Annotated in this window: 14 protein-coding genes, 5 tRNA genes and 3 rRNA genes; 1 reads left to right on the plus strand and 21 read right to left on the minus strand. The window is 52.9% G+C overall.

Features of this window, described 5'->3' with window-relative positions:
- Positions 1-18: 18 nt before the first annotated feature.
- The 14 genes from EBL_RS18015 to EBL_RS18080 all read right to left on the minus strand — a co-directional run bounded on the left by EBL_RS18015 (position 19) and on the right by EBL_RS18080 (position 15,860).
- Positions 19-1,359 carry an anaerobic C4-dicarboxylate transporter gene (locus EBL_RS18015; RefSeq protein ID WP_002445273.1) on the minus strand — a complete coding sequence of 447 codons (1,341 nt, stop codon included), beginning with the start codon at positions 1,357-1,359 and terminating at the stop codon, positions 19-21.
- A gap of 356 nt (positions 1,360-1,715) precedes the next feature.
- On the minus strand, positions 1,716-5,942 hold the full coding sequence (gene rpoC / locus EBL_RS18020) for a DNA-directed RNA polymerase subunit beta' (protein ID WP_002445274.1): 4,227 nt from the start codon (positions 5,940-5,942) through the stop codon (positions 1,716-1,718).
- Between the two features lie 76 nt (positions 5,943-6,018).
- Positions 6,019-10,047: a DNA-directed RNA polymerase subunit beta gene (gene rpoB, locus EBL_RS18025; protein ID WP_002445275.1), complete on the minus strand. Its 4,029-nt coding sequence runs from the start codon at positions 10,045-10,047 to the stop codon at positions 6,019-6,021.
- A gap of 321 nt (positions 10,048-10,368) precedes the next feature.
- Complete coding sequence (gene rplL, locus EBL_RS18030) at positions 10,369-10,734, minus strand: 50S ribosomal protein L7/L12 (RefSeq protein WP_002445276.1); 366 nt, start codon at positions 10,732-10,734, stop codon at positions 10,369-10,371.
- Between the two features lie 67 nt (positions 10,735-10,801).
- Positions 10,802-11,299 carry a 50S ribosomal protein L10 gene (gene rplJ, locus EBL_RS18035; RefSeq protein ID WP_002445277.1) on the minus strand — a complete coding sequence of 166 codons (498 nt, stop codon included), beginning with the start codon at positions 11,297-11,299 and terminating at the stop codon, positions 10,802-10,804.
- 312 nt (positions 11,300-11,611) lie between these two features.
- Entirely contained in the window at positions 11,612-12,319 is a 708-nt protein-coding gene (gene rplA, locus EBL_RS18040) for a 50S ribosomal protein L1 (protein WP_002445278.1), read from the minus strand.
- 4 nt (positions 12,320-12,323) lie between these two features.
- Positions 12,324-12,752 carry a 50S ribosomal protein L11 gene (gene rplK / locus EBL_RS18045; RefSeq protein WP_002445279.1) on the minus strand — a complete coding sequence of 143 codons (429 nt, stop codon included), beginning with the start codon at positions 12,750-12,752 and terminating at the stop codon, positions 12,324-12,326.
- Positions 12,753-12,908: 156 nt separating this feature from the next.
- Positions 12,909-13,454, minus strand: coding sequence for a transcription termination/antitermination protein NusG (gene nusG, locus EBL_RS18050; RefSeq protein ID WP_002445280.1), 546 nt, complete (start codon positions 13,452-13,454; stop codon positions 12,909-12,911).
- 1 nt (position 13,455) lies between these two features.
- Positions 13,456-13,839, minus strand: a complete 384-nt coding sequence (secE, locus tag EBL_RS18055; protein WP_002445281.1) for a preprotein translocase subunit SecE — start codon at positions 13,837-13,839, stop codon at positions 13,456-13,458.
- A 278-nt stretch (positions 13,840-14,117) separates the two neighbouring features.
- On the minus strand, positions 14,118-15,302 hold the full coding sequence (gene tuf, locus EBL_RS18060) for an elongation factor Tu (protein ID WP_014716237.1): 1,185 nt from the start codon (positions 15,300-15,302) through the stop codon (positions 14,118-14,120).
- Positions 15,303-15,413: 111 nt separating this feature from the next.
- Positions 15,414-15,489, minus strand: a tRNA-Thr gene (locus EBL_RS18065).
- Positions 15,490-15,494: 5 nt separating this feature from the next.
- Positions 15,495-15,569: transfer RNA gene (locus tag EBL_RS18070), tRNA-Gly, on the minus strand.
- A gap of 120 nt (positions 15,570-15,689) precedes the next feature.
- Positions 15,690-15,774, minus strand: a tRNA-Tyr gene (locus EBL_RS18075).
- Between the two features lie 10 nt (positions 15,775-15,784).
- A tRNA-Thr gene (locus EBL_RS18080) sits at positions 15,785-15,860 on the minus strand.
- 389 nt (positions 15,861-16,249) lie between these two features.
- Between EBL_RS18080 and coaA the strand changes: the two genes are divergently transcribed.
- Positions 16,250-17,176 (plus strand): type I pantothenate kinase, encoded by a 927-nt coding sequence (gene coaA, locus EBL_RS18085; protein ID WP_002445547.1) that lies wholly within the window; start codon positions 16,250-16,252, stop codon positions 17,174-17,176.
- Between the two features lie 40 nt (positions 17,177-17,216).
- On the opposite strand, the gene birA is transcribed toward coaA, so the two are convergent.
- The 7 genes from birA to hemG form a co-directional block, all read right to left on the minus strand.
- Complete coding sequence (gene birA, locus EBL_RS18090; protein ID WP_002445549.1) at positions 17,217-18,179, minus strand: bifunctional biotin--[acetyl-CoA-carboxylase] ligase/biotin operon repressor BirA; 963 nt, start codon at positions 18,177-18,179, stop codon at positions 17,217-17,219.
- On the minus strand, positions 18,176-19,204 hold the full coding sequence (gene murB / locus EBL_RS18095; RefSeq protein ID WP_002445551.1) for a UDP-N-acetylmuramate dehydrogenase: 1,029 nt from the start codon (positions 19,202-19,204) through the stop codon (positions 18,176-18,178). The genes birA and murB overlap by 4 nt, the downstream gene beginning before the upstream one ends.
- 148 nt (positions 19,205-19,352) lie before the next feature.
- A 5S ribosomal RNA gene (gene rrf / locus EBL_RS18100) occupies positions 19,353-19,468 on the minus strand.
- 95 nt (positions 19,469-19,563) lie between these two features.
- Positions 19,564-22,466, minus strand: a 23S ribosomal RNA gene (locus EBL_RS18105).
- Positions 22,467-22,644: 178 nt separating this feature from the next.
- Positions 22,645-22,720, minus strand: a tRNA-Glu gene (locus EBL_RS18110).
- An 84-nt stretch (positions 22,721-22,804) separates the two neighbouring features.
- Positions 22,805-24,346 (minus strand): 16S ribosomal RNA (locus EBL_RS18115).
- The 16S, 23S and 5S rRNA genes sit together here with 1 tRNA gene alongside, the layout of an rRNA operon.
- A 412-nt stretch (positions 24,347-24,758) precedes the next feature.
- Positions 24,759-25,298 (minus strand): menaquinone-dependent protoporphyrinogen IX dehydrogenase, encoded by a 540-nt coding sequence (hemG, locus tag EBL_RS18120; protein WP_002444266.1) that lies wholly within the window; start codon positions 25,296-25,298, stop codon positions 24,759-24,761.
- Between the last annotated feature and the right edge of the window lie 11 nt (positions 25,299-25,309).

A 25,309-nucleotide genomic window follows, 5' to 3' on the forward strand; every position in this document is an offset into this window, starting at 1 on the left:
GGCACGGGTTTTAACGGGTTATAAAAATCCGTACATCCCGGCAAAGACCCAGCCGAATACGCACGACACGCTGACACCAATTAACCCCGGCAAAATAAAACTGTGGTTAATCACAAAGCGGCCAATATGCGTGGTGCCGGAGCGGTCAAACTGAATCGCCGCCAGATCACTGGGGTAGGTAGGCAGAATATAGTAGCCATAGCAGGCGGGGGCCGATGCCACGATATAAGCCGGTTCAACACCAATCGCCAGTGCGATGGGCACAATCGCGGCCAGAGCCGCAGCCTGAGAGTTAACAAATTTCGACACGATCAGTAAGACAATCGCATAGGCCCACGGGTACTCCTTCACCGTCTCGCCCAGTACGCTTTTAATCTCGCTCATATGGGCGCCAAACATCGTCTCTGCCATCCAGGCGATACCATAGACCGCAACAATGGCAATCATCCCCGAACGGAACACCTCGTTTTTAGAGATAGAGGCCGGGTTTGTTTTGGTCACGATAATAATCAACGCGCCGGAGAGCAGCATAAACATCTGGATAACCAGCACCATCGACAGGGGTTTACCGTCAAAGGCAGGGCGCAGTTCAGAAAACGCCCCCAGTACCGCCACTACGGCAATCGCCGCGAGAAAAATCCACATGGCGACCCAGTTACTGGCCGGCAGTTTGCGATCCAGGAGTGTTGCCGTATCACCATAGACATAATGACGGTTTTCCGGCACTGCAATAAATTCCTGGAATTTTTCGTCTTTATCCAGATCCTTGCCGCGAAACCAGCTAAAAATACCGATAGCCAGAATACCCAGTAACGTGGAAGGGATGGTAATAGACAGTAAATCCAGAAACCCGAGATGTTTGCCGTTAAAGGTAAAATTCCCGAGCATCGCCACCAGGGAAACCACGGCCACAGACACCGGGCTTGCGATAATCCCCATTTGCGCGCCGATGGAGCTGGCCGCCATTGGTCGCTCCGGGCGAATATTATTTTTAATCGCCACGTCATAAATAATCGGCAGGATGGTATAAACCACATGCCCCGTGCCGCACAGGATTGTCAGTGTGCAGGTGACAAATGGCGCCACAATAGAGACATATTTGGGATTACGCCGCAGCAGTTTCTCGGCAATTTGCAGCATTACATCAAGGCCACCAGAAGCCTGCAACGTAGCAGAGGCAGCCACCACAGCAATGATCACCAGCATCACATCAACCGGCGGCTTGCCCGGCGCAAGATGGAAAACAAAAACCAGAATAACCAGCCCGATACCGCCTAACAGCCCCAGCGCAATACCGCCCTTTTTCGCGCCATAAAACAGACATATCAAGATAATAATAAGTTGAATAGCAAATTCCATATATCCCCCAGAACGGCTCCATTAAGTTCAAAAAATTCTGGTACTGTTTATTTACCGGCGACCTCCCCTGTTTTTTGCCGATACAACGCCCACCCGTGCCCTGACACCGGCACAGATCCCGACAAAAACGTGATTTGAAATCAATCAGATAGTTATTCCAACCCTGACTATATCGGCTTTAATCGCGGTATTTTTTGACACATGTAGAATTTTTATTCACTGGCCAGAAACAGGCAGAACAGGAACGGGGAAAATAGCGAAAAGAGACAGAGGATTTGTGACCGGGGATAGTGGGTGTATTCATAAAAAAAGCCAGTCAGAAAACTGACTGGCTTTTTAGCTTAACGTATCAACGATCAGTCGTTGTCGTGATTGCCACCCAGACCTGCGTTCAGCAGTTCTGCCAGGTTAGCAGAGGCTTCCTCTGCGCTCACCTGCGGTGCAACAGGCGCTTCACCCGCGGCACGGCGACGGGCGCGATCCTGGTGGTACGCATAACCAGTACCGGCCGGGATCAGACGACCCACGATAACGTTCTCTTTCAGGCCGCGCAGTTCGTCGCGTTTACCCGCAACGGCTGCTTCGGTCAGGACACGCGTGGTCTCCTGGAACGATGCCGCAGAGATGAAGGACTCGGTTGCCAGAGAGGCTTTGGTGATACCCAGCAGGTCGCGGGCATAGGTTGCCGCCACTTTGCCGTTCGCTTCCAGTTCGCGGTTAGCGATCTTGACGCGGGAGTATTCAACCTGCTCACCTTCCAGGAACTCGGAGCTACCGGCGCTGGCAATGGTGGCTTTACGCAGCATCTGACGAACGATAACTTCAATGTGCTTATCGTTGATCTTAACGCCCTGCAGACGGTAAACGTCCTGTACTTCGTTCACGATGTAACGGGTTACCGCGTGAACGCCACGCAGACGCAGAATGTCATGCGGTGCTTCCGGACCATCAGAAACCACGTCACCACGTTCAACGCGTTCACCTTCGAACACGTTCAGCTGACGCCATTTCGGGATCATCTCTTCGTACGGATCGCTACCATCAACCGGCGTGATCACCAGACGACGCTTGCCTTTGGTCTCTTTACCGAAGGAGATAATACCGCTGATCTCAGCCAGGATTGCCGGCTCTTTCGGACGGCGGGCTTCGAACAGGTCCGCAACGCGCGGCAGACCACCGGTGATATCTTTAGTACCGCCGGATTCCTGCGGAATACGCGCCAGGGTGTCACCGGAGCTAATCTTAACGCCGTCTTCCAGCTGAACAATCGCTTTACCAGGCAGGAAGTACTGAGCCGGCATATCAGAGCCCGGGATCATCACGTCGTCGCCGTTGGCATCAACAATTTTCAGTGCCGGACGCAGGTCTTTACCACCACCGGTACGTTCTGCAGAATCCAGAACCACCAGGGAAGACAGACCGGTCAGTTCGTCAGTCTGGCGCGTGATGGTCTGGCCATCAATCATGTCAGTAAAGCGAACGAAACCTGCCACTTCGGTGATAACCGGCATGGTGTGCGGATCCCAGTTTGCAACGGTTTCACCGCCGGCAACCTGCTCGCCATCACCTTTAGACAGTACGGAACCGTAAGGCACTTTATAGCTTTCTTTGGTACGGCCGAATTCGTCGATCAGCTTCAGCTCGGTATTACGGGAAGTAATAACCAGTTTACCGCTGGAGTTAACAACAGACTTGGCGTTAGACAGCTTGATGCTACCTTTGTTTTTCACCTGAATGCTGGATTCAGCTGCCGCACGAGATGCCGCACCACCGATGTGGAAGGTACGCATGGTCAGCTGAGTACCCGGTTCACCGATGGACTGTGCCGCGATAACACCGATCGCTTCACCTTTGTTCACCAGGTGGCCGCGGGCCAGGTCACGACCGTAGCAGTGTGCACACACGCCGAAGTCAGTGTCACAGGATACAACGGAACGCACTTTCACGGAGTCTACGGAGTTCTCTTCCAGCAGATCACACCACTGCTCGTTGAGCAGCGTATTACGCGCCACCAGAATATCCGCAGTGCCCGGCTTGAGAACGTCTTCTGCCGTTACACGACCCAGAACGCGATCGCGCAGCGGTTCTTTAACATCACCACCCTCGATAACCGGGGTCATGGTGATACCTTCGAACGTACCGCAGTCGTCTTCGGTAACAACCAGATCCTGGGCCACGTCAACCAGACGACGGGTCAGGTAACCGGAGTTCGCTGTTTTCAGTGCGGTATCCGCCAGACCTTTACGAGCACCGTGGGTAGAGATGAAGTACTGGAGTACGTTCAGACCTTCACGGAAGTTCGCGGTGATTGGCGTTTCGATGATGGAGCCATCTGGCTTCGCCATCAGACCACGCATCCCGGCCAGCTGACGAATCTGGGCCGCAGAACCACGCGCACCGGAGTCGGCCATCATGTAGATGCTGTTAAACGATACCTGCTGCTCTTCTTCGCCGTGACGGTTAATCACGGTTTCAGTCTGCAGGTTTTCCATCATCGCTTTGGATACGCGATCGTTCGCCGCAGCCCAGATATCGATGACTTTGTTGTAACGTTCGCCAGCGGTAACCAGACCAGACTGGAACTGCTCCTGAATCTCGGCAACTTCGGCTTCCGCTTCGGCAACGATCTCGGCTTTTTTCGCCGGGATAACCATGTCGTCGATACCAACGGAAGAACCAGAACGGGCTGCATAAGCAAAGCCGGTGTACATGATCTGGTCAGCGAAGATAACGGTCGGCTTCAGGCCCAGGGTACGGTAGCAAGCGTTCAGCATTTTGGAGATCGCTTTCTTACCCAGTGCCTGGTTCACGATGCTGTACGGCAGGCCTTTCGGCACGATCATCCACAGGATCGCACGACCAACAGTGGTGTCTTTGATAGACGTTACCGCCACAAAGTTACCCTGCTCGTCTTTTTCGAACTCAGTGATACGTACTTTAACGCGAGCGTGCAGCTCAGCCAGACCGGAGCGGTACAGACGTTCCGCTTCTTTCGGGCCAGTCAGCACCATACCTTCGCCTTTGGCGTTGATACGGTCACGGGTCATGTAGTACAGACCCAGTACAACGTCCTGAGACGGAACGATGATAGGATCGCCGTTCGCCGGGGAGAGGATGTTGTTGGTAGACATCATCAGCGCACGCGCTTCCAGCTGGGCTTCCAGGGTCAGCGGTACGTGGATTGCCATCTGGTCACCATCGAAGTCGGCGTTATATGCGGCACACACCAGCGGGTGCAGCTGCATTGCTTTACCTTCGATAAGGATCGGTTCAAATGCCTGAATACCCAGACGGTGCAGGGTCGGCGCACGGTTCAGCATGACCGGGTGTTCGCGGATAACTTCATCCAGGATATCCCAGACCACGGCTTCTTCGCGCTCTACCATTTTCTTGGCGGCTTTGATGGTGGTCGCAAGGCCACGCAGTTCCAGCTTGCCATAGATGAACGGTTTGAACAGTTCCAGAGCCATTTTCTTCGGCAGACCGCACTGATGCAGACGCAGGTACGGACCTACGGTAATAACCGAACGGCCGGAGTAGTCAACACGTTTACCCAGCAGGTTCTGACGGAAACGACCCTGCTTACCTTTGATCATGTCGGCCAGAGATTTCAGCGGACGCTTGTTAGAGCCGGTGATGGCACGACCGCGACGGCCGTTATCCAGCAGGGCATCTACCGCTTCCTGCAGCATACGTTTTTCGTTACGTACGATGATATCCGGCGCCGCCAGATCCAGCAGACGTTTCAGACGGTTGTTACGGTTAATGACGCGACGATACAGATCGTTCAGGTCAGAAGTCGCAAAACGGCCGCCATCCAGCGGAACCAGCGGACGCAGATCTGGCGGCAGTACCGGCAGAACGGTCAGAATCATCCACTCCGGCTTGTTACCAGACTGTACAAAGGCTTCCAGCAGCTTGATGCGCTTGGTCAGCTTTTTACGTTTGGTTTCAGAGTTGGTTTCATTCAGCTCTTCGCGCAGGGTTTCGCATTCCTGCTCCAGATCCATGTTCTTGAGCAGAGCCTGGATAGCTTCAGCACCCATCTTCGCGTCGAATTCGTCACCGAACTCTTCCAGCGCGTCCAGATACTGTTCTTCCGTCAGGATCTGACGGCGTTCCAGGTTGGTCATCCCGCCTTCGATAACCACATAGGATTCGAAGTACAGAACACGTTCGATATCGCGCAGCGGCATATCCAGCAGCAGGCCGATACGGGACGGCAGGGATTTCAGGAACCAGATGTGCGCAGTCGGAGACGCCAGCTCGATGTGGCCCATACGCTCACGGCGTACTTTGGTCTGGGTCACTTCAACGCCGCATTTCTCACAGATAACACCGCGGTGTTTCAGGCGCTTGTACTTACCGCACAGGCACTCGTAGTCTTTTACCGGCCCAAAGATACGGGCGCAGAAAAGGCCGTCACGCTCCGGCTTGAAGGTACGGTAGTTAATGGTTTCCGGCTTTTTAACTTCACCGAAAGACCATGAACGGATCATGTCTGGCGAAGCCAGAGCAATTTTGATCGCATCAAACTCTTCGGTTTTAGTTTGCGCTTTCAGAAACTTTAATAAGTCTTTCACGGATTTGCTCCCGTCGGAGTTAGCACTCTCAGGTGCCGGGAATCACCCCGGCACCCTGAACCTGTTTGAGCGAGAATTACTCGTCTTCCAGTTCGATGTTGATACCCAGCGAACGGATTTCTTTCAACAGTACGTTGAAGGATTCCGGCATGCCCGGTTCCATCTGATGGTTACCGTCTACGATGTTCTTATACATCTTAGTACGGCCGTTCACGTCATCAGACTTAACGGTGAGCATTTCCTGCAGGGTGTAGGCGGCGCCGTATGCTTCCAGCGCCCACACTTCCATCTCCCCGAAGCGCTGACCACCGAACTGCGCCTTACCACCCAGCGGCTGCTGAGTAACCAGGCTGTAAGAACCGGTGGAACGAGCATGCATTTTGTCGTCGACCAGGTGGTTCAGTTTCAGCATATACATGTAACCGACGGTTACCTGACGCTCAAACTGCTCACCGGTGCGGCCGTCAAACAGCGTGATCTGGCCGGAAGTCGGCAGGTCACCCAGTTTCAGCAGCTCTTTAATTTCCGCTTCTTTTGCACCGTCGAATACCGGTGTTGCGATCGGCATACCTTTGCGCAGGTTTTCAGCCAGACGCAGAACTTCTTCGTCGCTGAAGGTGTTCAGGTCAACTTTCTGACGAACATCTGCACCCAGATCGTAAGCACGCTGGATGAACTCACGCAGTCTGGCCACTTCCTGCTGCTGCTTGAGCATGGCGTTGATCTTGTCGCCGATACCTTTCGCAGCCATACCCAGGTGGGTTTCCAGAATCTGACCGATGTTCATACGAGACGGTACGCCCAGCGGGTTCAGTACGATGTCTACCGGCGTGCCGTTTTCATCGTAAGGCATATCTTCGATCGGGTTGATCTTGGAGATAACACCCTTGTTACCGTGACGACCTGCCATCTTGTCACCCGGCTGGATGTGACGTTTCACAGCCAGATACACTTTAACGATTTTCAGCACGCCCGGTGCCAGATCATCGCCCTGGGTGATTTTGCGGCGTTTCGCTTCGAGTTTTTTCTCGAACTCGTGTTTCAGTTCGTCGTACTGCTCAGCCAGCTGTTCCAGCTGATTCTGTTTTTCTTCGTCGGTCAGGCCCAGTTCCAGCCAGCGATCCCGTGACAGCTTGTCGAGCTTCTCAGCTTCAACGCCGCCGGAGATCAGTACCGCACGGATACGGCTGAACAGACCCGCTTCGAGGATAGACAGCTCTTCAGACAAGTCTTTCTTCGCCTGCTTGAGCTGCATCTCTTCGATTTCCAGCGCACGTTTGTCTTTTTCCACGCCATCGCGGGTGAAGACCTGAACGTCGATAACCGTACCGGAAACGCTGTTTGGTACGCGCAGGGAAGAGTCTTTAACGTCAGACGCTTTCTCACCGAAGATAGCGCGCAGCAGTTTCTCTTCCGGGGTCAGCTGAGTTTCGCCTTTCGGCGTAACTTTACCAACCAGGATGTCGCCACCGCGAACTTCCGCACCGATGTATACGATACCGGACTCATCCAGTTTGGAGAGCGCAGCTTCACCCACGTTCGGGATATCAGCGGTGATCTCTTCTGGCCCCAGTTTGGTGTCGCGGGACACACAAGCCAGTTCCTGAATGTGGATGGTGGTGAAACGGTCTTCCTGAACCACACGCTCGGAAACGAGGATGGAGTCTTCGAAGTTGTAACCGTTCCATGGCATGAACGCCACGCGCATGTTCTGGCCCAGTGCCAGTTCACCGAGGTCGGTAGACGGACCATCTGCCAGAACGTCACCGCGATCAACCGGCTCACCCAGCGATACGCAAGGAGTCTGGTTAATACAGGTGTTCTGGTTAGAACGGGTGTACTTAGTCAGGTTATAGATGTCGATACCTGCTTCGCCCGGGTACATCTCGTCTTCGTTAACTTTGATAACGATACGGGAGGCATCCACGTACTGGATAACACCACCACGTTTGGCAACTGCAGTAACACCGGAGTCAACCGCTACCGCGCGCTCCATACCTGTACCAACCAGCGGCTTATCAGAGCGCAGGGTCGGCACTGCCTGACGTTGCATGTTCGCACCCATCAATGCACGGTTGGCGTCATCGTGTTCCAGGAACGGGATCAGGGACGCACCGACAGAAACCACCTGCTGGGTGGAAACGTCCATGTAGTCAACCTGGTCGCGGCTGAACAAGCTGGATTCGCCTTTGTTACGGGCGGTAACCAGGTCTTCTACGAAGTGGCCTTCTTCATCCAGGTTGGAGTTCGCCTGGGCGATAACGTAGTTGCCTTCTTCGATAGCAGACAGGTAATGGATCTCATCGGTCACCACACCGTCGCGCACCAGACGATACGGGGTTTCGAGGAAACCGTATTCGTTAGTACGTGCGTACACGGACAGGGAGTTGATCAGACCGATGTTCGGACCTTCAGGCGTTTCGATTGGGCACACGCGGCCGTAGTGGGTCGGGTGTACGTCTCGAACTTCGAAGCCCGCACGTTCACGGGTCAGACCGCCCGGGCCCAGTGCAGAGATACGGCGTTTGTGCGTGATCTCAGACAGCGGGTTGTTCTGGTCCATAAACTGAGACAGCTGGCTGGAGCCGAAGAACTCTTTCACTGCCGCAGAGATAGGCTTGGCGTTGATCATGTCCTGAGGCATCAGGGTATCCAGATCGCCCAGAGACAGACGCTCTTTCACCGCACGCTCAACACGTACCAGGCCGACGCGGAACTGGTTTTCCGCCATTTCGCCTACGGAACGGATACGACGGTTGCCGAGGTGGTCGATATCATCCACTTCGCCTTTACCGTTACGGATATCGATGAGTTTTTTCATGACATCGATGATGTCTTCTTTACTCAGGATACCGGAGCCTTCGATCTCGTTACGCAGCAGAGAACGGTTGAACTTCATGCGACCTACCGCAGACAGATCATAGCGGTCTTCAGAGAAGAACAGGTTCTCAAACAGGCTTTCAGCCGCTTCACGTGTCGGCGGCTCACCCGGGCGCATCATGCGGTAGATTTCTACCAGCGCGCTCAGGCGGTCGTTAGTCGGGTCAACGCGTAAGGTTTCAGAAATATACGGGCCGTGGTCCAGATCGTTGGTGAACAGCGTTTCGATACGCTTGTGACCAGACTGGCTCAGCTTAGCCAGCAGATCCAGAGACAGCTCCATGTTCGCGGCGCAAATCAGCTCGCCAGTGGCTTCATCGATATAGTCTTTAGATGCCACTTTGCCCGCGATATATTCAACCGGAACTTCGATATGCTTGATATCGTCTTTTTCCAGCTGACGGATATGGCGTGCAGTGATACGACGGCCTTTTTCAACATAGACTTTGCCGTTGGCTTCGATGTCAAAAGAGGCAGTTTCACCACGCAGACGCTCCGGAACCAGCTCCATCTGCAGTTTGTTATCGCGGATTTCAAAGACCACTTTTTCGAAGAACAGATCCAGGATCTGCTCAGTGGTGAAGTCCAGTGCGCGCAGAATGATAGAGGCCGGCAGTTTACGGCGGCGGTCGATACGAACAAACAGGTTGTCTTTCGGATCGAATTCAAAATCCAGCCAGGAGCCACGGTAAGGGATAATACGTGCGTTATACAGCACTTTACCGGAAGAGTGGGTCTTACCTTTGTCACTGTCAAAGAAGACACCCGGGCTACGGTGCAGCTGAGAAACGATAACACGCTCAGTACCGTTGATAACAAAGGTACCGTTGTCGGTCATGAGCGGAATTTCGCCCATGTAGACTTCTTGTTCTTTGATGTCTTTTACGGTGCCTTCCGGCGCTTCACGCTCGTAGATCACCAGGCGCAGTTTTACACGCAGCGGTGCAGAATAGGTCACGCCACGGATCTGACATTCCTGGACGTCAAAAACTGGTTCGCCAAGGCGGTAGCTGACGTATTGCAGCTCGGAATTACCGCTGTAGCTCTGAATCGGGAATACGGAACGGAAGGCAGCTTCCAGACCATACTGTCCTTCAGGATCTTGCTCGATAAACTTCTGAAACGAGTCAAGCTGGATAGAAAGGAGATAAGGCACATCCAGAACTTGTGGACGTTTACCAAAATCCTTACGAATACGTTTTTTCTCGGTATAGGAGTAAACCATAGGGTTCCTCAGCTCGCTGACAAGTCGACCCATCTGCCCATCTGGGGGGCAGTTTATGCAACACTATTTTGTTGACCGGAAAGTGAATAACTTCCCGCAATGCTTGTTGCTATCACGCTTAAATCATTTCATTGCGATTTACACAGGGCTGAGGGGCACTGTCGCAGTATATTAAGGCGTCGATAGAAACAAGCATTGAAAGGCACAGCAGTAGTCAAACAGTGTGAAACGCTACTGGCACCTTACAGCGCAAAAAGGCTGGTGACCAAAAAGTCACCAGCCATCAGCCTGATTGCTCAGGCTGCAACCAGAAAAGTTGGCTTATTTAACTTCAACTTCAGCGCCAGCTTCTTCCAGAGATTTTTTCAGAGCTTCTGCGTCGTCTTTGCTCACGCCTTCTTTCAGAGCGGCCGGAGCAGATTCAACCAGGTCTTTTGCTTCTTTCAGACCCAGGCCAGTTGCGCCACGTACTGCTTTGATAACAGCAACTTTGTTAGCGCCAGCAGCTTTCAGAATTACGTCGAATTCAGTTTTTTCTTCAGCAGCTTCAGCCGGGCCAGCAGCTACAGCTACAGCAGCAGCAGCAGAAACGCCGAATTTTTCTTCCATTGCAGAAACCAGTTCTACAACGTCCATTACGGACATAGCGGCAACTGCTTCGATGATTTGATCTTTAGTGATAGACATTTAAATTGTTCCTGAAAATCAGAATAAAGTTTATACGTTAGCCAATACGTTTGGCAAAAAAGTGCGATTAAGCAGCTTCTTTTGCGTCGCGTACAGCAGCCAGAGTACGAACCAGTTTGCCGGCAGCGGCTTCTTTCATGGTCGACATCAGGCGTGCCAGTGCTTCTTCGTAAGTCGGCAGAGTTGCCAGGCGATCGATCTGGGATGCCGGGATCAGCTCACCTTCAAAGGCAGCGGCTTTGACCTCAAATTTTGCATTCGCTTTCGCGAACTCTTTGAACAGACGAGCAGCAGCGCCCGGGTGTTCCATAGAGTATGCAATCAGGGTCGGACCAACAAACGCGTCTTTCAGGCAATCGAACTGAGTGCCTTCAACAACACGACGCAGCAGGGTGTTACGAACAACACGCATGTATACGCCGGCTTCGCGACCTGCTTTACGCAGTTCGGTCATTTTGTCTACGGTTACGCCACGGGAATCCGCAACTACCGCAGACAGCGCGCCTTTGGCTACTTCGCTGACTTCAGCAACAATTGCTTGTTTGTCTTGAAGATTTAAAGCCATTAGCTTTTTGCTCCTGGGTATAGCCGGGGTCGCCCCCGGAACTCACTTCACGCTCAGTCAAAATGAGAGAGCGCATTAACATACGGTGAGCAGAAACAAGCCAAAGTCTACTTAAAAAATATTCTTCAGGTTCTGTCACCGTCTACGCAGGGAATTAAGTTTCTTGCGAAACACCTGCGGTCTTGGACGGAGGCCTGGATAAGGCCAGGCTCCAACCGAAAATTCTGTCTTACTGATTTACCCGGCAGACAACCGGGCAAATGTATGGGGGTAAGATTCTAGACAAATCTTGCCCCCACGTAAAGGCAAAACTTAAGCAGTAGTCGCGGTGCTCAGACCGGACTGATCTACTGCAACACCCGCGCCCATGGTAGTGGACAGGCTGATTTTCTTGATGTACACGCCTTTAGCCTGAGACGGTTTTGCTTTTTTCAGCGCAACCAGCAGGGCTTCCAGGTTTTCTTTCAGTTTGTCAGCGTCAAAGTCAACTTTACCGATGGTGGTGTGGATGATGCCGTTTTTGTCGTTACGGTAACGAACCTGACCAGCTTTAGCGTTTTTAACTGCTTCAGCAACGTTCGGGGTTACAGTACCAACTTTCGGGTTTGGCATCAGACCACGCGGGCCCAGAACCTGGCCCAGCTGGCCAACAACGCGCATCGCATCCGGGGAAGCGATAACAACGTCAAAGTTCATTTCGCCTTTTTTGATCTGGTCAGCCAGATCTTCCATACCTACCAGTTCAGCGCCTGCAGCTTTAGCAGCTTCAGCGTTTGCGCCCTGGGTAAATACGGCAACACGTACAGAACGGCCAGTACCGTGCGGCAGTACAGTTGCACCACGTACGTTCTGGTCAGATTTACGTGCATCGATGCCGAGGTTTACGGCAACGTCAACGCTTTCTACGAATTTAGCAGTGGCCAGCTCTTTCAGCAGGGCAACAGCTTCGTTGATGTCGTACTGTTTGGTCGCATCAACTTTGTCACGGATCACGCGCATACGCTTGGTCAGTTTAGCCATTGTCTTAGTCCTCCACTACCAGGCCCATGGAACGTGCAGTACCTTCGATTGAGCGAGTCATCGCTTCAATGTCAGCACCAGTCATGTCCGCGGCTTTAGTCTGTGCAATTTCCTGAACCTGAGCGCGAGTTACTTTACCCACTTTCTCTTTGTTCGGCTTGCCAGAACCAGACTTGACGCCCGCTGCTTTTTTCAGCAGAACGGCAGCCGGAGGGGTCTTGGTTACGAAGGTGAAAGAACGGTCAGAATATACGGTGATAACAACCGGAATCGGCAGACCTTTTTCCACGGAATCAGTCTTCGCGTTGAACGCTTTGCAGAATTCCATGATGTTAACACCCTGCTGACCCAGAGCCGGACCTACAGGCGGACTCGGGTTAGCCATACCAGCTGCAACCTGCAGCTTAACGTAGGCTTGTACTTTCTTGGCCATCTTAATTTCCTCTAGTGGGTATAGCGCCTCAGAGAGGCTCCCCGTGTATAAAAATTCGTTTTACGGGCACAGGCCCATAAAAACAAAAGGCGCGAAATTGTATGCCAATTTCGCGCCCGGTGCAACGATTAGATCGCCGCTTTTTTGATCGACGGATCAGGCCTTTTCAACCTGGCCGAAGTCCAGCTCAACCGGCGTAGAACGGCCGAAGATGGAAACCGACACTTTCAGGCGGCTCTTCTCGTAGTCAACTTCTTCAACTACGCCGTTAAAGTCAGCAAACGGACCATCGTTAACGCGAACCATTTCACCCGGTTCAAACAGCGTTTTCGGACGCGGCTTGTCACCAACCTGCTGCAGGCGGTTCATGATTGCATCAACTTCTTTGTCACTGATTGGTGCCGGACGATCTGAAGTACCACCAATGAAACCCATTACGCGCGGAACGCTGCGCACCAGGTGCCAGCTGGCATCGTTCATCACCATCTGGACCAGTACGTAGCCCGGGAAGAATTTACGTTCGCTTTTGCGACGCTGGCCGCCACGGATCTCAACCACTTCTTCGGTCGGGACCATGACTTCACCAAACAGCTCTTCCATGTTGTGTAATTTAATATGTTCGCGCAGGGAAGTTGCTACGCGTCCTTCAAAACCGGAAAACGCCTGAACGACGTACCAGCGCTTCTTAGGAGCTTCAGACATCTCAGAACCTCAGGCCAGTAATAAAAGAAACCAGGCGGACCAGAATACCGTCCAGACCCCAGAGAATCAGGGACATTACAGCGGTAACCGCCGCCACGATTAATGTGGTGTGCAGTGCTTCCTGACGAGTAGGCCAAATGACTTTACGTACTTCGGTTCTCGCTTCACGGGCAAATGCAACTGTTGCCTTCCCTTTGGTCGTCAGCAGCGCAATGCCACCCGCGGCGGCAATTAAAATCACCACTGCCAGCGCACGCAGAGGCAGCGTTATATCACGATAGAGATAGTTGCCTACGACCGCGACAAGCAGCAACACGGCAACGCCCACCCACTTGGCCGCATCCAGGCCGCGCCCACTTCCCTGAGCTTCGGTATTAGCACTCATAAACCAACCTGTCACAATAATTCAGACAAACACTTTTGCCCCGCAGTGGCGAGGCAAACCAAACCGTATGCGTTCTGCCTGCCCTGCTCTGATCCCAGCAGCATGGCGCAGACTACGATACCTGTATGCTACAGCATAAACGCCTTTTTCAGAGCCTGTCTCAGCAATGATTATGGAAAAAAAATCACTGATGAGCCAGGTTCTGGTTGAAGAGCGTACAAAAAGGGCATCAAATGATGCCCTTTTATCACGCAGTGCGTCAAATGCTATTGGCTATATTAGCCCAGAACTTTAGCAACAACACCCGCGCCTACAGTACGGCCGCCTTCACGGATTGCGAAACGCAGACCGTCGTCCATTGCGATCGGGTGGATCAGGGTAACAACCATTTTGATGTTGTCGCCCGGCATTACCATCTCAACGCCTTCCGGCAGTTCGATGGTACCGGTCACGTCAGTAGTACGGAAGTAGAACTGCGGACGGTAGCCTTTGAAGAACGGAGTATGACGGCCGCCTTCGTCTTTGGACAGGATGTACACTTCAGATTCGAACTTGGTGTGCGGGTTGATGGTGCCTGGCTTAGCCAGAACCTGACCACGTTCGATTTCTTCACGTTTGATACCACGCAGCAGAACACCAACGTTCTCACCAGCACGGCCTTCGTCCAGCAGTTTGCGGAACATTTCAACGCCAGTACAGGTAGATTTAGCGGTATCTTTGATACCAACGATTTCTACTTCGTCACCAACTTTGATGATACCGCGCTCTACACGACCGGTAACTACAGTACCACGACCGGAGATGGAGAATACGTCTTCGATAGGCAGCAGGAACGGCTTGTCGATAGCACGCTCTGGCTCCGGGATGTAAGAATCCAGGGTTTCAGCCAGTTCGATGATTTTTGCTTCCCACTCTGCGTCGCCTTCCAGCGCTTTCAGAGCAGAACCACGGATGATCGGAGTATCGTCGCCCGGGAAGTCGTACTGAGACAGAAGTTCACGAACTTCCATTTCAACCAGTTCCAGCAGCTCTTCGTCATCAACCATGTCGCACTTGTTCAGGAACACGATGATGTACGGAACGCCTACCTGGCGGCCCAGCAGGATGTGCTCACGGGTCTGCGGCATCGGGCCGTCAGTTGCAGCAACAACCAGGATAGCGCCGTCCATCTGAGCAGCACCAGTGATCATGTTTTTAACATAGTCGGCGTGCCCCGGGCAGTCTACGTGAGCGTAGTGGCGGGTCGGGGTATCGTATTCAACGTGAGACGTGTTGATGGTGATACCACGTGCTTTTTCTTCCGGTGCGTTATCGATCTGATCGAATGCGCGGGCAGCACCACCGTAGGTTTTAGCCAGTACGGTAGTAATAGCAGCGGTCAGCGTCGTTTTACCATGGTCAACGTGGCCGATAGTACCGACGTTAACGTGCGGTTTTGTACGTTCAAACTTTTCTTTAGACATCGATTGTCCCTCTAAGACACGGATAAATCGGTGGTATCACCACATCAACCAGGCCAACGCCTGAATTAGCTGAATTTTAATACAGAGAAGATAAAGGGAGGAGAAAGGAAGTGGTGCTGATACCCAGAGTCGAACTGGGGACCTCACCCTTACCAAGGGTGCGCTCTACCAACTGAGCCATATCAGCACATCTGGAGCGGGCAGCGGGAATCGAACCCGCATCATCAGCTTGGAAGGCTGAGGTAATAGCCATTATACGATGCCCGCATCCTGAAAACTCGGCTACCCGATTCTTTCTGTGATAATAACAGGGCCAGGCCCTGTTATCTGAACCGGATGATGACTAGCACTGCTCCGGTTCTGGCGACGCAACCGCGTTGCCGAATTTGGTGGTGGGGGAAGGATTCGAACCTTCGAAGTCTGTGACGGCAGATTTACAGTCTGCTCCCTTTGGCCGCTCGGGAACCCCACCCGAATCTTGATGGTGCCGACTACCGGAATCGAACTGGTGACCTACTGATTACAAGTCAGTTGCTCTACCTACTGAGCTAAGTCGGCATCAAGTAGCGCGCATTCTAGGAATAGCCGGGCCGCTATGCAACAAAAAAATTGCCTATTTTGTTCTTATGCTCATATTTTGTGCGATCGCATCCATTTTTGTCTATTACATCAGCAAAAACAGGTGTTTTTTACTGTTCTGTCTGGCACCCGATAAGCCCGGAGGCCCCCGGGCCATAAGGAAACCGGGTGTGATGCCTGGCCCACATCACGTTCTGTTATTTTTTCTTATTATTCCCGCCCATCTGGTGTTACCCTCCTGCCCATCGTCGATAATTAACTAAGTAAAACACCTGCCAGCGATCACAGCTATCTATTCAGATCTCCTGATAACGATCTGAAGTATTTTAATGTGATTAATCCCTATAGGTGACAGAGAGTAAACGTTAATGACTCCATATCTACAATTTAACCGGAGCCAGTGGGCCGCACTGCGTGATTCAGTACCCATGACGCTCACTGAAGGAGAAATTGCCCGGCTGAAAGGTATCAATGAAGACCTTTCTCTGGATGAAGTGGCCGAAATCTATTTGCCGCTCTCGCGTTTACTGAATTTCTATATTAGTTCTAACCTGCGCCGCCAGGCGGTGCTGGAGCAGTTTCTCGGCACTAATGGCCAGCGTATTCCCTATGTCATCAGTATTGCCGGTAGTGTGGCGGTAGGTAAAAGCACCACCGCACGCGTCCTTCAGGCGCTGCTCAGCCGCTGGCCGGAACACCGGCGGGTAGAGCTGATCACCACCGATGGTTTTCTGCACCCGAATGACGTACTGAAAGAACGCGGGCTAATGAAGAAGAAAGGCTTTCCCCTTTCCTATGATATGCACCGCTTAGTGAAATTTGTCTCGGATATAAAATCTGGCGTGCCGGATGTTACCGCTCCGGTATATTCCCATCTGATTTATGACGTTATTCCCGATGGAGATAAAACCGTATCACACCCGGATATTTTGATTCTCGAAGGGCTTAATGTTCTGCAAAGCGGCATGGATTACCCGCATGATCCGCACCATGTATTTGTTTCTGATTTTGTTGATTTTTCTATCTATGTGGACGCCCCGGAATCGCTGCTGGAAAGCTGGTATATCAACCGCTTCTTAAAATTCCGTGAGGGAGCATTTACCGATCCGGACTCCTATTTCCACCATTATGCCAAACTCAGCAAAGAGGAAGCCGTCGGCGTGGCGGCGCAATTGTGGAAGGAGATCAACTGGCGCAACCTGAAAGAGAATATCTTACCCACCCGCGAGCGGGCGAGCCTGATATTAACCAAAAGCGCCAATCACGCTATCGAGTCGGTGCGGTTACGCAAATAGCAGAGACGCTGGCGGGCGGTATATCCCCCGCCAGCAGCCATTACTCTGCGCTACGTAAAGAGATCTCCCCGCCAATCCAGGGTTTTATCTCACCGTCCTGCTCCAGCAATAACGCGCCCTGCTGATCAATGCCCCGGGAAATACCAAATATCTCTTTATCGCCAATAATCAGTTTAACCGGGCGGTTAATAAAGTTATCCAGCTTTTCCCAGCGCGACAGGAACGGAGCAAGCCCTTGCTGTTCAAACAGAGTCAGCGCCGAGCGCAGCGCGGTAATAAGCCGTACCGACAGCTGATTACGATCAACGCTCACCCCGGCTTCCTGAAGATTGATCCAGCCCTGGTTAACAATATCCGTTGCAACATGACGCATAACCAGGTTAACACCGGCTCCAATCACAATCTGCGCAGCATCGCCGGTTTTCCCGGTTAATTCGACCAGGATCCCGGCAAGTTTACGATCGTGAAGATAAAGATCGTTCGGCCACTTAACCCGTACCTGCTCAGCCCCCAGTTGCTGCAGCACTTCCGCCATCACAATACCAATCACCAGGCTCAGGCCGGTAGCGGCCGCAGGCCCCTGCTCCAGACGCCAGAACATCGACAGATAAAGGTTCGCACCAAAGGGGGAAAACCACTGGCGCCCCCTGCGCCCACGGCCAGCATGCTGGTACTCGGCAATGCAGGCATCGCCAGACGTCAGCTCACTCAGCCGCTCCATCAGGTACTGATTCGTAGAATCGATGACCGGCAAGACGCTAACGGAGCCATCAGGGATCTGCTGGCGGATAACATCCGCATCCAGCAACTGAATCGGCGCAGGCAGGCTGTAGCCCTTACCCGGCACCGTAAACACATCCACACCCCAGTCGCGCAGGGTCTGAATATGTTTATTGATCGCCGCACGGCTCATTCCCAGGTATTCGCCCAGTTGTTCACCGGAATGAAACTCGCCGTCTGCCAGTTTGCTTATCAGGGCAAGAGGGACTTTGTAGTCTCTCATGAAATGGTCTCCACTGCGCTCACCTCTCCCTGCGGGCCGATAAAGCGCACTTCCGGCTCCAGCCAGATGCCGAATTTATCTCCCACCCGCTGACGCACTTCATGGGCTAACTGCACCACATCAAGGCTGGTTGCATTATCCATATTAACCAGTACCAGCGCCTGCTGGCTGTGTACCGCAGCGCCTCCCATCCGAAAGCCTTTTAATTCGCAGCGGTCAATCAGCCACCCGGCCGCCAGTTTTACCTGGCCGTCAGGCTGGGGATAATGCGGTGCTCCCGGGTAGTCGCGCAGTAATGTCGCCGCCGCACGTTCACTGACTACCGGGTTTTTAAAAAAGCTGCCCGCGTTGCCCTGTATTTTCGGATCCGGGAGCCTGGTCATGCGCATATGGCAGACCGCATCAAATACCTGCTGTGGGGTCACGGTTTCACGCGTCAGCCGGGTCAGGTCACCGTAGCTGAGCACCGGTTGCCAGGCTTTGGGCAGGCGTAACCCCAGCGCGGTGATGGCGTAGCGATCCTGGTATTCATGTTTAAAGATGCTGTCCCGGTAGCCGAAACGGCACTCCGCCGCGCTCAGGCGTACCACCTCGCCGGTGGCGAGCTCAACGCACTCCACATAGTCGCAGACGTGTTTAATCTCAATGCCGTAGGCACCGATATTCTGGATAGGTGCAGAGCCGGCGCAGCCAGGGATCAGGGCCAGGTTCTCCAGCCCGGGCATATTGCGCTCAAGGGTATACTCAACCAGCTGATGCCAGTTCTCTCCGGCGCCAACATGCAGGTGCCAGGCATCATCCTTGTCGGTAACCTCAATCCCCTCAATACGGTTCAGGATCACCGTTCCTGAGAAGTCGTCCAGGAACAGAACATTGCTCCCTCCCCCAAGGATCAGTACCGGGAGATCTGCGGCCGTAGCCTGTTGCCAGGCGGCAGAGAGCTGTGCCGGTGTCGAGGCCTGCACCAGGTTACGGGCGGTCGCCTGAAGATTAAAGGTGTTAAGTGTTTTAAGGGAGATAGTCATAGCATTATCCAGATACTGATATGCCGCTAGTTTACCTTATCTGCCTGAGGTTGGCTTGTCCGGGGTAGGATTGTTGGCGTGTGTCTTTGTACGATGCACAGACGCAAAAAAGCCCTGTCTTTCGACAGGGCTCTTTCGTTTAATTAAAGCCTGGCAGTTCCCTACTCTCGCATGGGGAGACCCCACACTACCATCGGCGCTACGGCGTTTCACTTCTGAGTTCGGCATGGGGTCAGGTGGGACCACCGCGCTACGGCCGCCAGGCATATTCTGTTACCAACCCGCTTTCGCCGGTCAGTCTTATCTGTCACAAGCTGAATATCGTCTCTCTCTTCACACCAAAACATCTTTGGCGTTGTAAGGTTAAGCCTCACGGTTCATTAGTACCGGTTAGCTCAATGCATCGCTGCACTTACACACCCGGCCTATCAACGTCGTCGTCTTCAACGTTCCTTCAGGACCCTTATAGGGTCAGGGAGAACTCATCTCGGGGCAAGTTTCGTGCTTAGATGCTTTCAGCACTTATCTCTTCCGCATGTAGCTACCGGGCAATGCCATTGGCATGACAACCCGAACACCAGTGATGCGTCCACTCCGGTCCTCTCGTACTAGGAGCAGCCCCCCTCAGTTCTCCAGCGCCCACGGCAGATAGGGACCGAACTGTCTCACGACGTTCTAAACCCAGCTCGCGTACCACTTTAAATGGCGAACAGCCATACCCTTGGGACCTACTTCAGCCCCAGGATGTGATGAGCCGACATCGAGGTGCCAAACACCGCCGTCGATATGAACTCTTGGGCGGTATCAGCCTGTTATCCCCGGAGTACCTTTTATCCGTTGAGCGATGGCCCTTCCATTCAGAACCACCGGATCACTAAGACCTGCTTTCGCACCTGCTCGAGCCGTCACTCTCGCAGTCAAGCTAGCTTATGCCTTTGCACTAACCTCCTGATGTCCGACCAGGATTAGCTAACCTTCGTGCTCCTCCGTTACTCTTTGGGAGGAGACCGCCCCAGTCAAACTACCCACCAGACACTGTCCGCAACCCGGGTCACGGGTCTACGTTAGAACATCAAACATTAAAGGGTGGTATTTCAAGGTTGGCTCCATGCAGACTGGCGTCCACACTTCAAAGCCTCCCACCTATCCTACACATCAAGGCTCAATGTTCAGTGTCAAGCTATAGTAAAGGTTCACGGGGTCTTTCCGTCTTGCCGCGGGTACACTGCATCTTCACAGCGAGTTCAATTTCACTGAGTCTCGGGTGGAGACAGCCTGGCCATCATTACGCCATTCGTGCAGGTCGGAACTTACCCGACAAGGAATTTCGCTACCTTAGGACCGTTATAGTTACGGCCGCCGTTTACCGGGGCTTCGATCAGGAGCTTCGCTTGCGCTGACCCCATCAATTAACCTTCCGGCACCGGGCAGGCGTCACACCGTATACGTCCACTTTCGTGTTTGCACAGTGCTGTGTTTTTAATAAACAGTTGCAGCCAGCTGGTATCTTCGACTGACTTCAGCTCCACCCGCAGGGGCTTCACCTACATGTCAGCGTGCCTTCTCCCGAAGTTACGGCACCATTTTGCCTAGTTCCTTCACCCGAGTTCTCTCAAGCGCCTTGGTATTCTCTACCTGACCACCTGTGTCGGTTTGGGGTACGATTTCGTGTTACCTGATGCTTAGAGGCTTTTCCTGGAAGCAGGGCATTTGTTACTTCAGCACCGTAGTGCCTCGTCATCACGCCTCAGTGTTAAAGTGAACCGGATTTGCCTGGTCCACACACCTACACGCTTAAACCGGGACGACCGTCGCCCGGATAACATAGCCTTCTCCGTCCCCCCTTCGCAGTAACACCAAGTACAGGAATATTAACCTGTTTCCCATCGACTACGCCTTTCGGCCTCGCCTTAGGGGTCGACTCACCCTGCCCCGATTAACGTTGGACAGGAACCCTTGGTCTTCCGGCGTGCGGGTTTTTCACCCGCATTATCGTTACTTATGTCAGCATTCGCACTTCTGATACCTCCAGCAGCCCTCACAGGCCACCTTCAACGGCTTACAGAACGCTCCCCTACCCAACAACACTTAGTGTCGCTGCCGCAGCTTCGGTGCACAGTTTAGCCCCGTTACATCTTCCGCGCAGGCCGACTCGACCAGTGAGCTATTACGCTTTCTTTAAATGATGGCTGCTTCTAAGCCAACATCCTGGCTGTCTGGGCCTTCCCACATCGTTTCCCACTTAACTGTGACTTTGGGACCTTAGCTGGCGGTCTGGGTTGTTTCCCTCTTCACGACGGACGTTAGCACCCGCCGTGTGTCTCCCGTGATAACATTCTGTGGTATTCGTAGTTTGCATCGGGTTGGTAAGTCGGGATGACCCCCTAGCCGAAACAGTGCTCTACCCCCACAGATGAATTCACGAGGCGCTACCTAAATAGCTTTCGGGGAGAACCAGCTATCTCCCGGTTTGATTGGCCTTTCACCCCCAGCCACAAGTCATCCGCTAATTTTTCAACATTAGTCGGTTCGGTCCTCCAGTTAGTGTTACCCAACCTTCAACCTGCCCATGGCTAGATCACCGGGTTTCGGGTCTATACCCTGCAACTTAACGCCCAGTTAAGACTCGGTTTCCCTGCGGCTCCCCTATTCGGTTAACCTTGCTACAGAATATAAGTCGCTGACCCATTATACAAAAGGTACGCAGTCACATCCCGAAGGATGCTCCCACTGCTTGTACGTACTCGGTTTCAGGTTCTTTTTCACTCCCCTCGCCGGGGTTCTTTTCGCCTTTCCCTCACGGTACTGGTTCACTATCGGTCAGTCAGGAGTATTTAGCCTTGGAGGATGGTCCCCCCATCTTCAGACAGGATATCACGTGTCCCGCCCTACTCATCGAGTTCACAACATGTGCATTTTCGTGTACGGGGCTTTCACCCTGTATCGCGCGACTTTCCAGACGCTTCCACTAACACACACGCTGATTCAGACTCTGGGCTGCTCCCCGTTCGCTCGCCGCTACTGGGGGAATCTCGGTTGATTTCTTTTCCTCGGGGTACTTAGATGTTTCAGTTCCCCCGGTTCGCCTCGTTAGCCTATGTATTCAGCTAACGATAGTGTGTCGAAACACACTGGGTTTCCCCATTCGGACATCGCCGGGTCAAAGGTTCATATCACCTCGCCGGCGCTTTTCGCAGATTAGCACGTCCTTCATCGCCTCTGACTGCCAGGGCATCCACCGTGTACGCTTAGTCGCTTAACCTCACAACCCGAAGATGTCTTCAGGTGTGATAATTTGAGAGACTCATAAACGCTTGCGCGTTTATTGTTTCAATTTTCAGCTTGTTCCAGATTTTTAAAGAGCAAATATCTCAAACATGACTCTCGCAAGTCAGTTTTGAGATATATCGGCACGCAACTTTCACTTACATACCAGCAAGTGGCGTCCCCTAGGGGATTCGAACCCCTGTTACCGCCGTGAAAGGGCGGTGTCCTGGGCCTCTAGACGAAGGGGACACTGTAGTCTCGTTCGCAAGACGCCTTGCTTCTCTACTTTCATCAGACAATCTGTGTGAGCACTAAAAGGTTGTATCTTTAAGGTAAGGAGGTGATCCAACCGCAGGTTCCCCTACGGTTACCTTGTTACGACTTCACCCCAGTCATGAATCACAAAGTGGTAAGCGCCCTCCCGAAGGTTAAGCTACCTACTTCTTTTGCAACCCACTCCCATGGTGTGACGGGCGGTGTGTACAAGGCCCGGGAACGTATTCACCGTGGCATTCTGATCCACGATTACTAGCGATTCCGACTTCATGGAGTCGAGTTGCAGACTCCAATCCGGACTACGACGCACTTTATGAGATCCGCTTGCTCTCGCGAGGTCGCTTCTCTTTGTATGCGCCATTGTAGCACGTGTGTAGCCCTGGTCGTAAGGGCCATGATGACTTGACGTCATCCCCACCTTCCTCCAGTTTATCACTGGCAGTCTCCCCTGAGTTCCCACCCGAAGTGCTGGCAACAGAGGATAGGGGTTGCGCTCGTTGCGGGACTTAACCCAACATTTCACAACACGAGCTGACGACAGCCATGCAGCACCTGTCTCATAGCTCCCGAAGGCACCAAGGCATCTCTGCCAAGTTCTATGGATGTCAAGACCAGGTAAGGTTCTTCGCGTTGCATCGAATTAAACCACATGCTCCACCGCTTGTGCGGGCCCCCGTCAATTCATTTGAGTTTTAACCTTGCGGCCGTACTCCCCAGGCGGTCAACTTAACGCGTTAGCTCCGGAAGCCACGGTTCAAGACCACAACTTCCAAGTTGACATCGTTTACGGCGTGGACTACCAGGGTATCTAATCCTGTTTGCTCCCCACGCTTTCGCACCTGAGCGTCAGTCTTCGTCCAGGGGGCCGCCTTCGCCACCGGTATTCCTCCAGATCTCTACGCATTTCACCGCTACACCTGGAATTCTACCCCCCTCTACGAGACTCAAGCTGACCAGTTTCAAATGCAGTTCCCAGGTTAAGCCCGGGGATTTCACATCTGACTTAATCAACCGCCTGCGTGCGCTTTACGCCCAGTAATTCCGATTAACGCTTGCACCCTCCGTATTACCGCGGCTGCTGGCACGGAGTTAGCCGGTGCTTCTTCTGCGGGTAACGTCAATTGCTGAGGTTATTAACCTCAACACCTTCCTCCCCGCTGAAAGTACTTTACAACCCGAAGGCCTTCTTCATACACGCGGCATGGCTGCATCAGGCTTGCGCCCATTGTGCAATATTCCCCACTGCTGCCTCCCGTAGGAGTCTGGACCGTGTCTCAGTTCCAGTGTGGCTGGTCATCCTCTCAGACCAGCTAGGGATCGTCGCCTAGGTGAGCCGTTACCCCACCTACTAGCTAATCCCATCTGGGCACATCCGATGGTATGAGGCCCGAAGGTCCCCCACTTTGGTCTTGCGACATTATGCGGTATTAGCTACCGTTTCCAGTAGTTATCCCCCTCCATCAGGCAGTTTCCCAGACATTACTCACCCGTCCGCCACTCGTCAGCAAATCAGCAAGCTGATTTCTGTTACCGTTCGACTTGCATGTGTTAAGCCTGCCGCCAGCGTTCAATCTGAGCCATGATCAAACTCTTCAATTCAAAGTTTGATGCTCAAAAGCTGACTTTCGATAAATCGAAAACTGTTTATTCGTAATGAATTAACTGTTTTAGTCACTCTTTGAGACTTGATAATCATTTTTCGTCTTGCGACGTTAAGATATCAGTGCCTTAGAGTGCCCACACAGATTGTCTGATAAATTGTTAAAGAGCAGTGCGACGCGCTTGGCGCTCTGTCGCGAGGTCCCGTATAATACGTTTTCCTCTTTCAAAGTCAACTGTTTATTTTCACATTTCGTTACTCGTAAACCCTGTCAACTCTGCCTGACTGGCGGGCTGTGAAGCCGTTGTGCCGTGTCAGTGGGAGCGCATTATAGGGAGTTTCTGGCCGCTGGCAACCCCTGTTTTTAAAAAACTTTACCGAGTGATTATTTTCCAGGCAACCTGCCTGAAATCAGCGCGTTTCGCCTGGTAACTGCGCAATTTCCCGGGCAAAACGGGTCACCGACTGCCAGTCGGTATACTCCACTTCTTTGCGGGTATCCGTTTCTCCGCCGGCCATTTTCATGATCAGGCGAATCATCATCCGGTCATACCAGCTGTAGCGGGGATAACGCAGCGCCCCGGCGAACACCTGGCAGCGCTGTGGCTGCCAGGGTGATGCCGCCAGAAACTTACGCGTATAGCTATTGGTTTGCGGGGACTGTTTTTCCGGTTTACGGGCCACCAGATTCACCGTAAACAGCGCGCCGGGCATATTATTCAGCCGCTGCGCGTGGGTATTCACAAAACGAATAAAACTTTTGTGGAAATGGCCGTAGCGGATAGAGGCCCCCAGCACCACGCACTCTACCGTGCTCCAGTCCGGTTCCCCGGGCTGGAGCAGGTCCACCAGTTCACAGGCTTTCCCCTGCTCTTCCAGCACCCCGGCAATATGCCGGGCGATTTTATGTGTCTGACCATCCCGGGTAGAAAACAGAATCAGTGTTTTCACGCACGCTCCCT

The sequence above is a fragment of the Shimwellia blattae DSM 4481 = NBRC 105725 genome (assembly GCF_000262305.1).
In the GTDB taxonomy this organism is placed as follows: domain Bacteria; phylum Pseudomonadota; class Gammaproteobacteria; order Enterobacterales; family Enterobacteriaceae; genus Shimwellia; species Shimwellia blattae.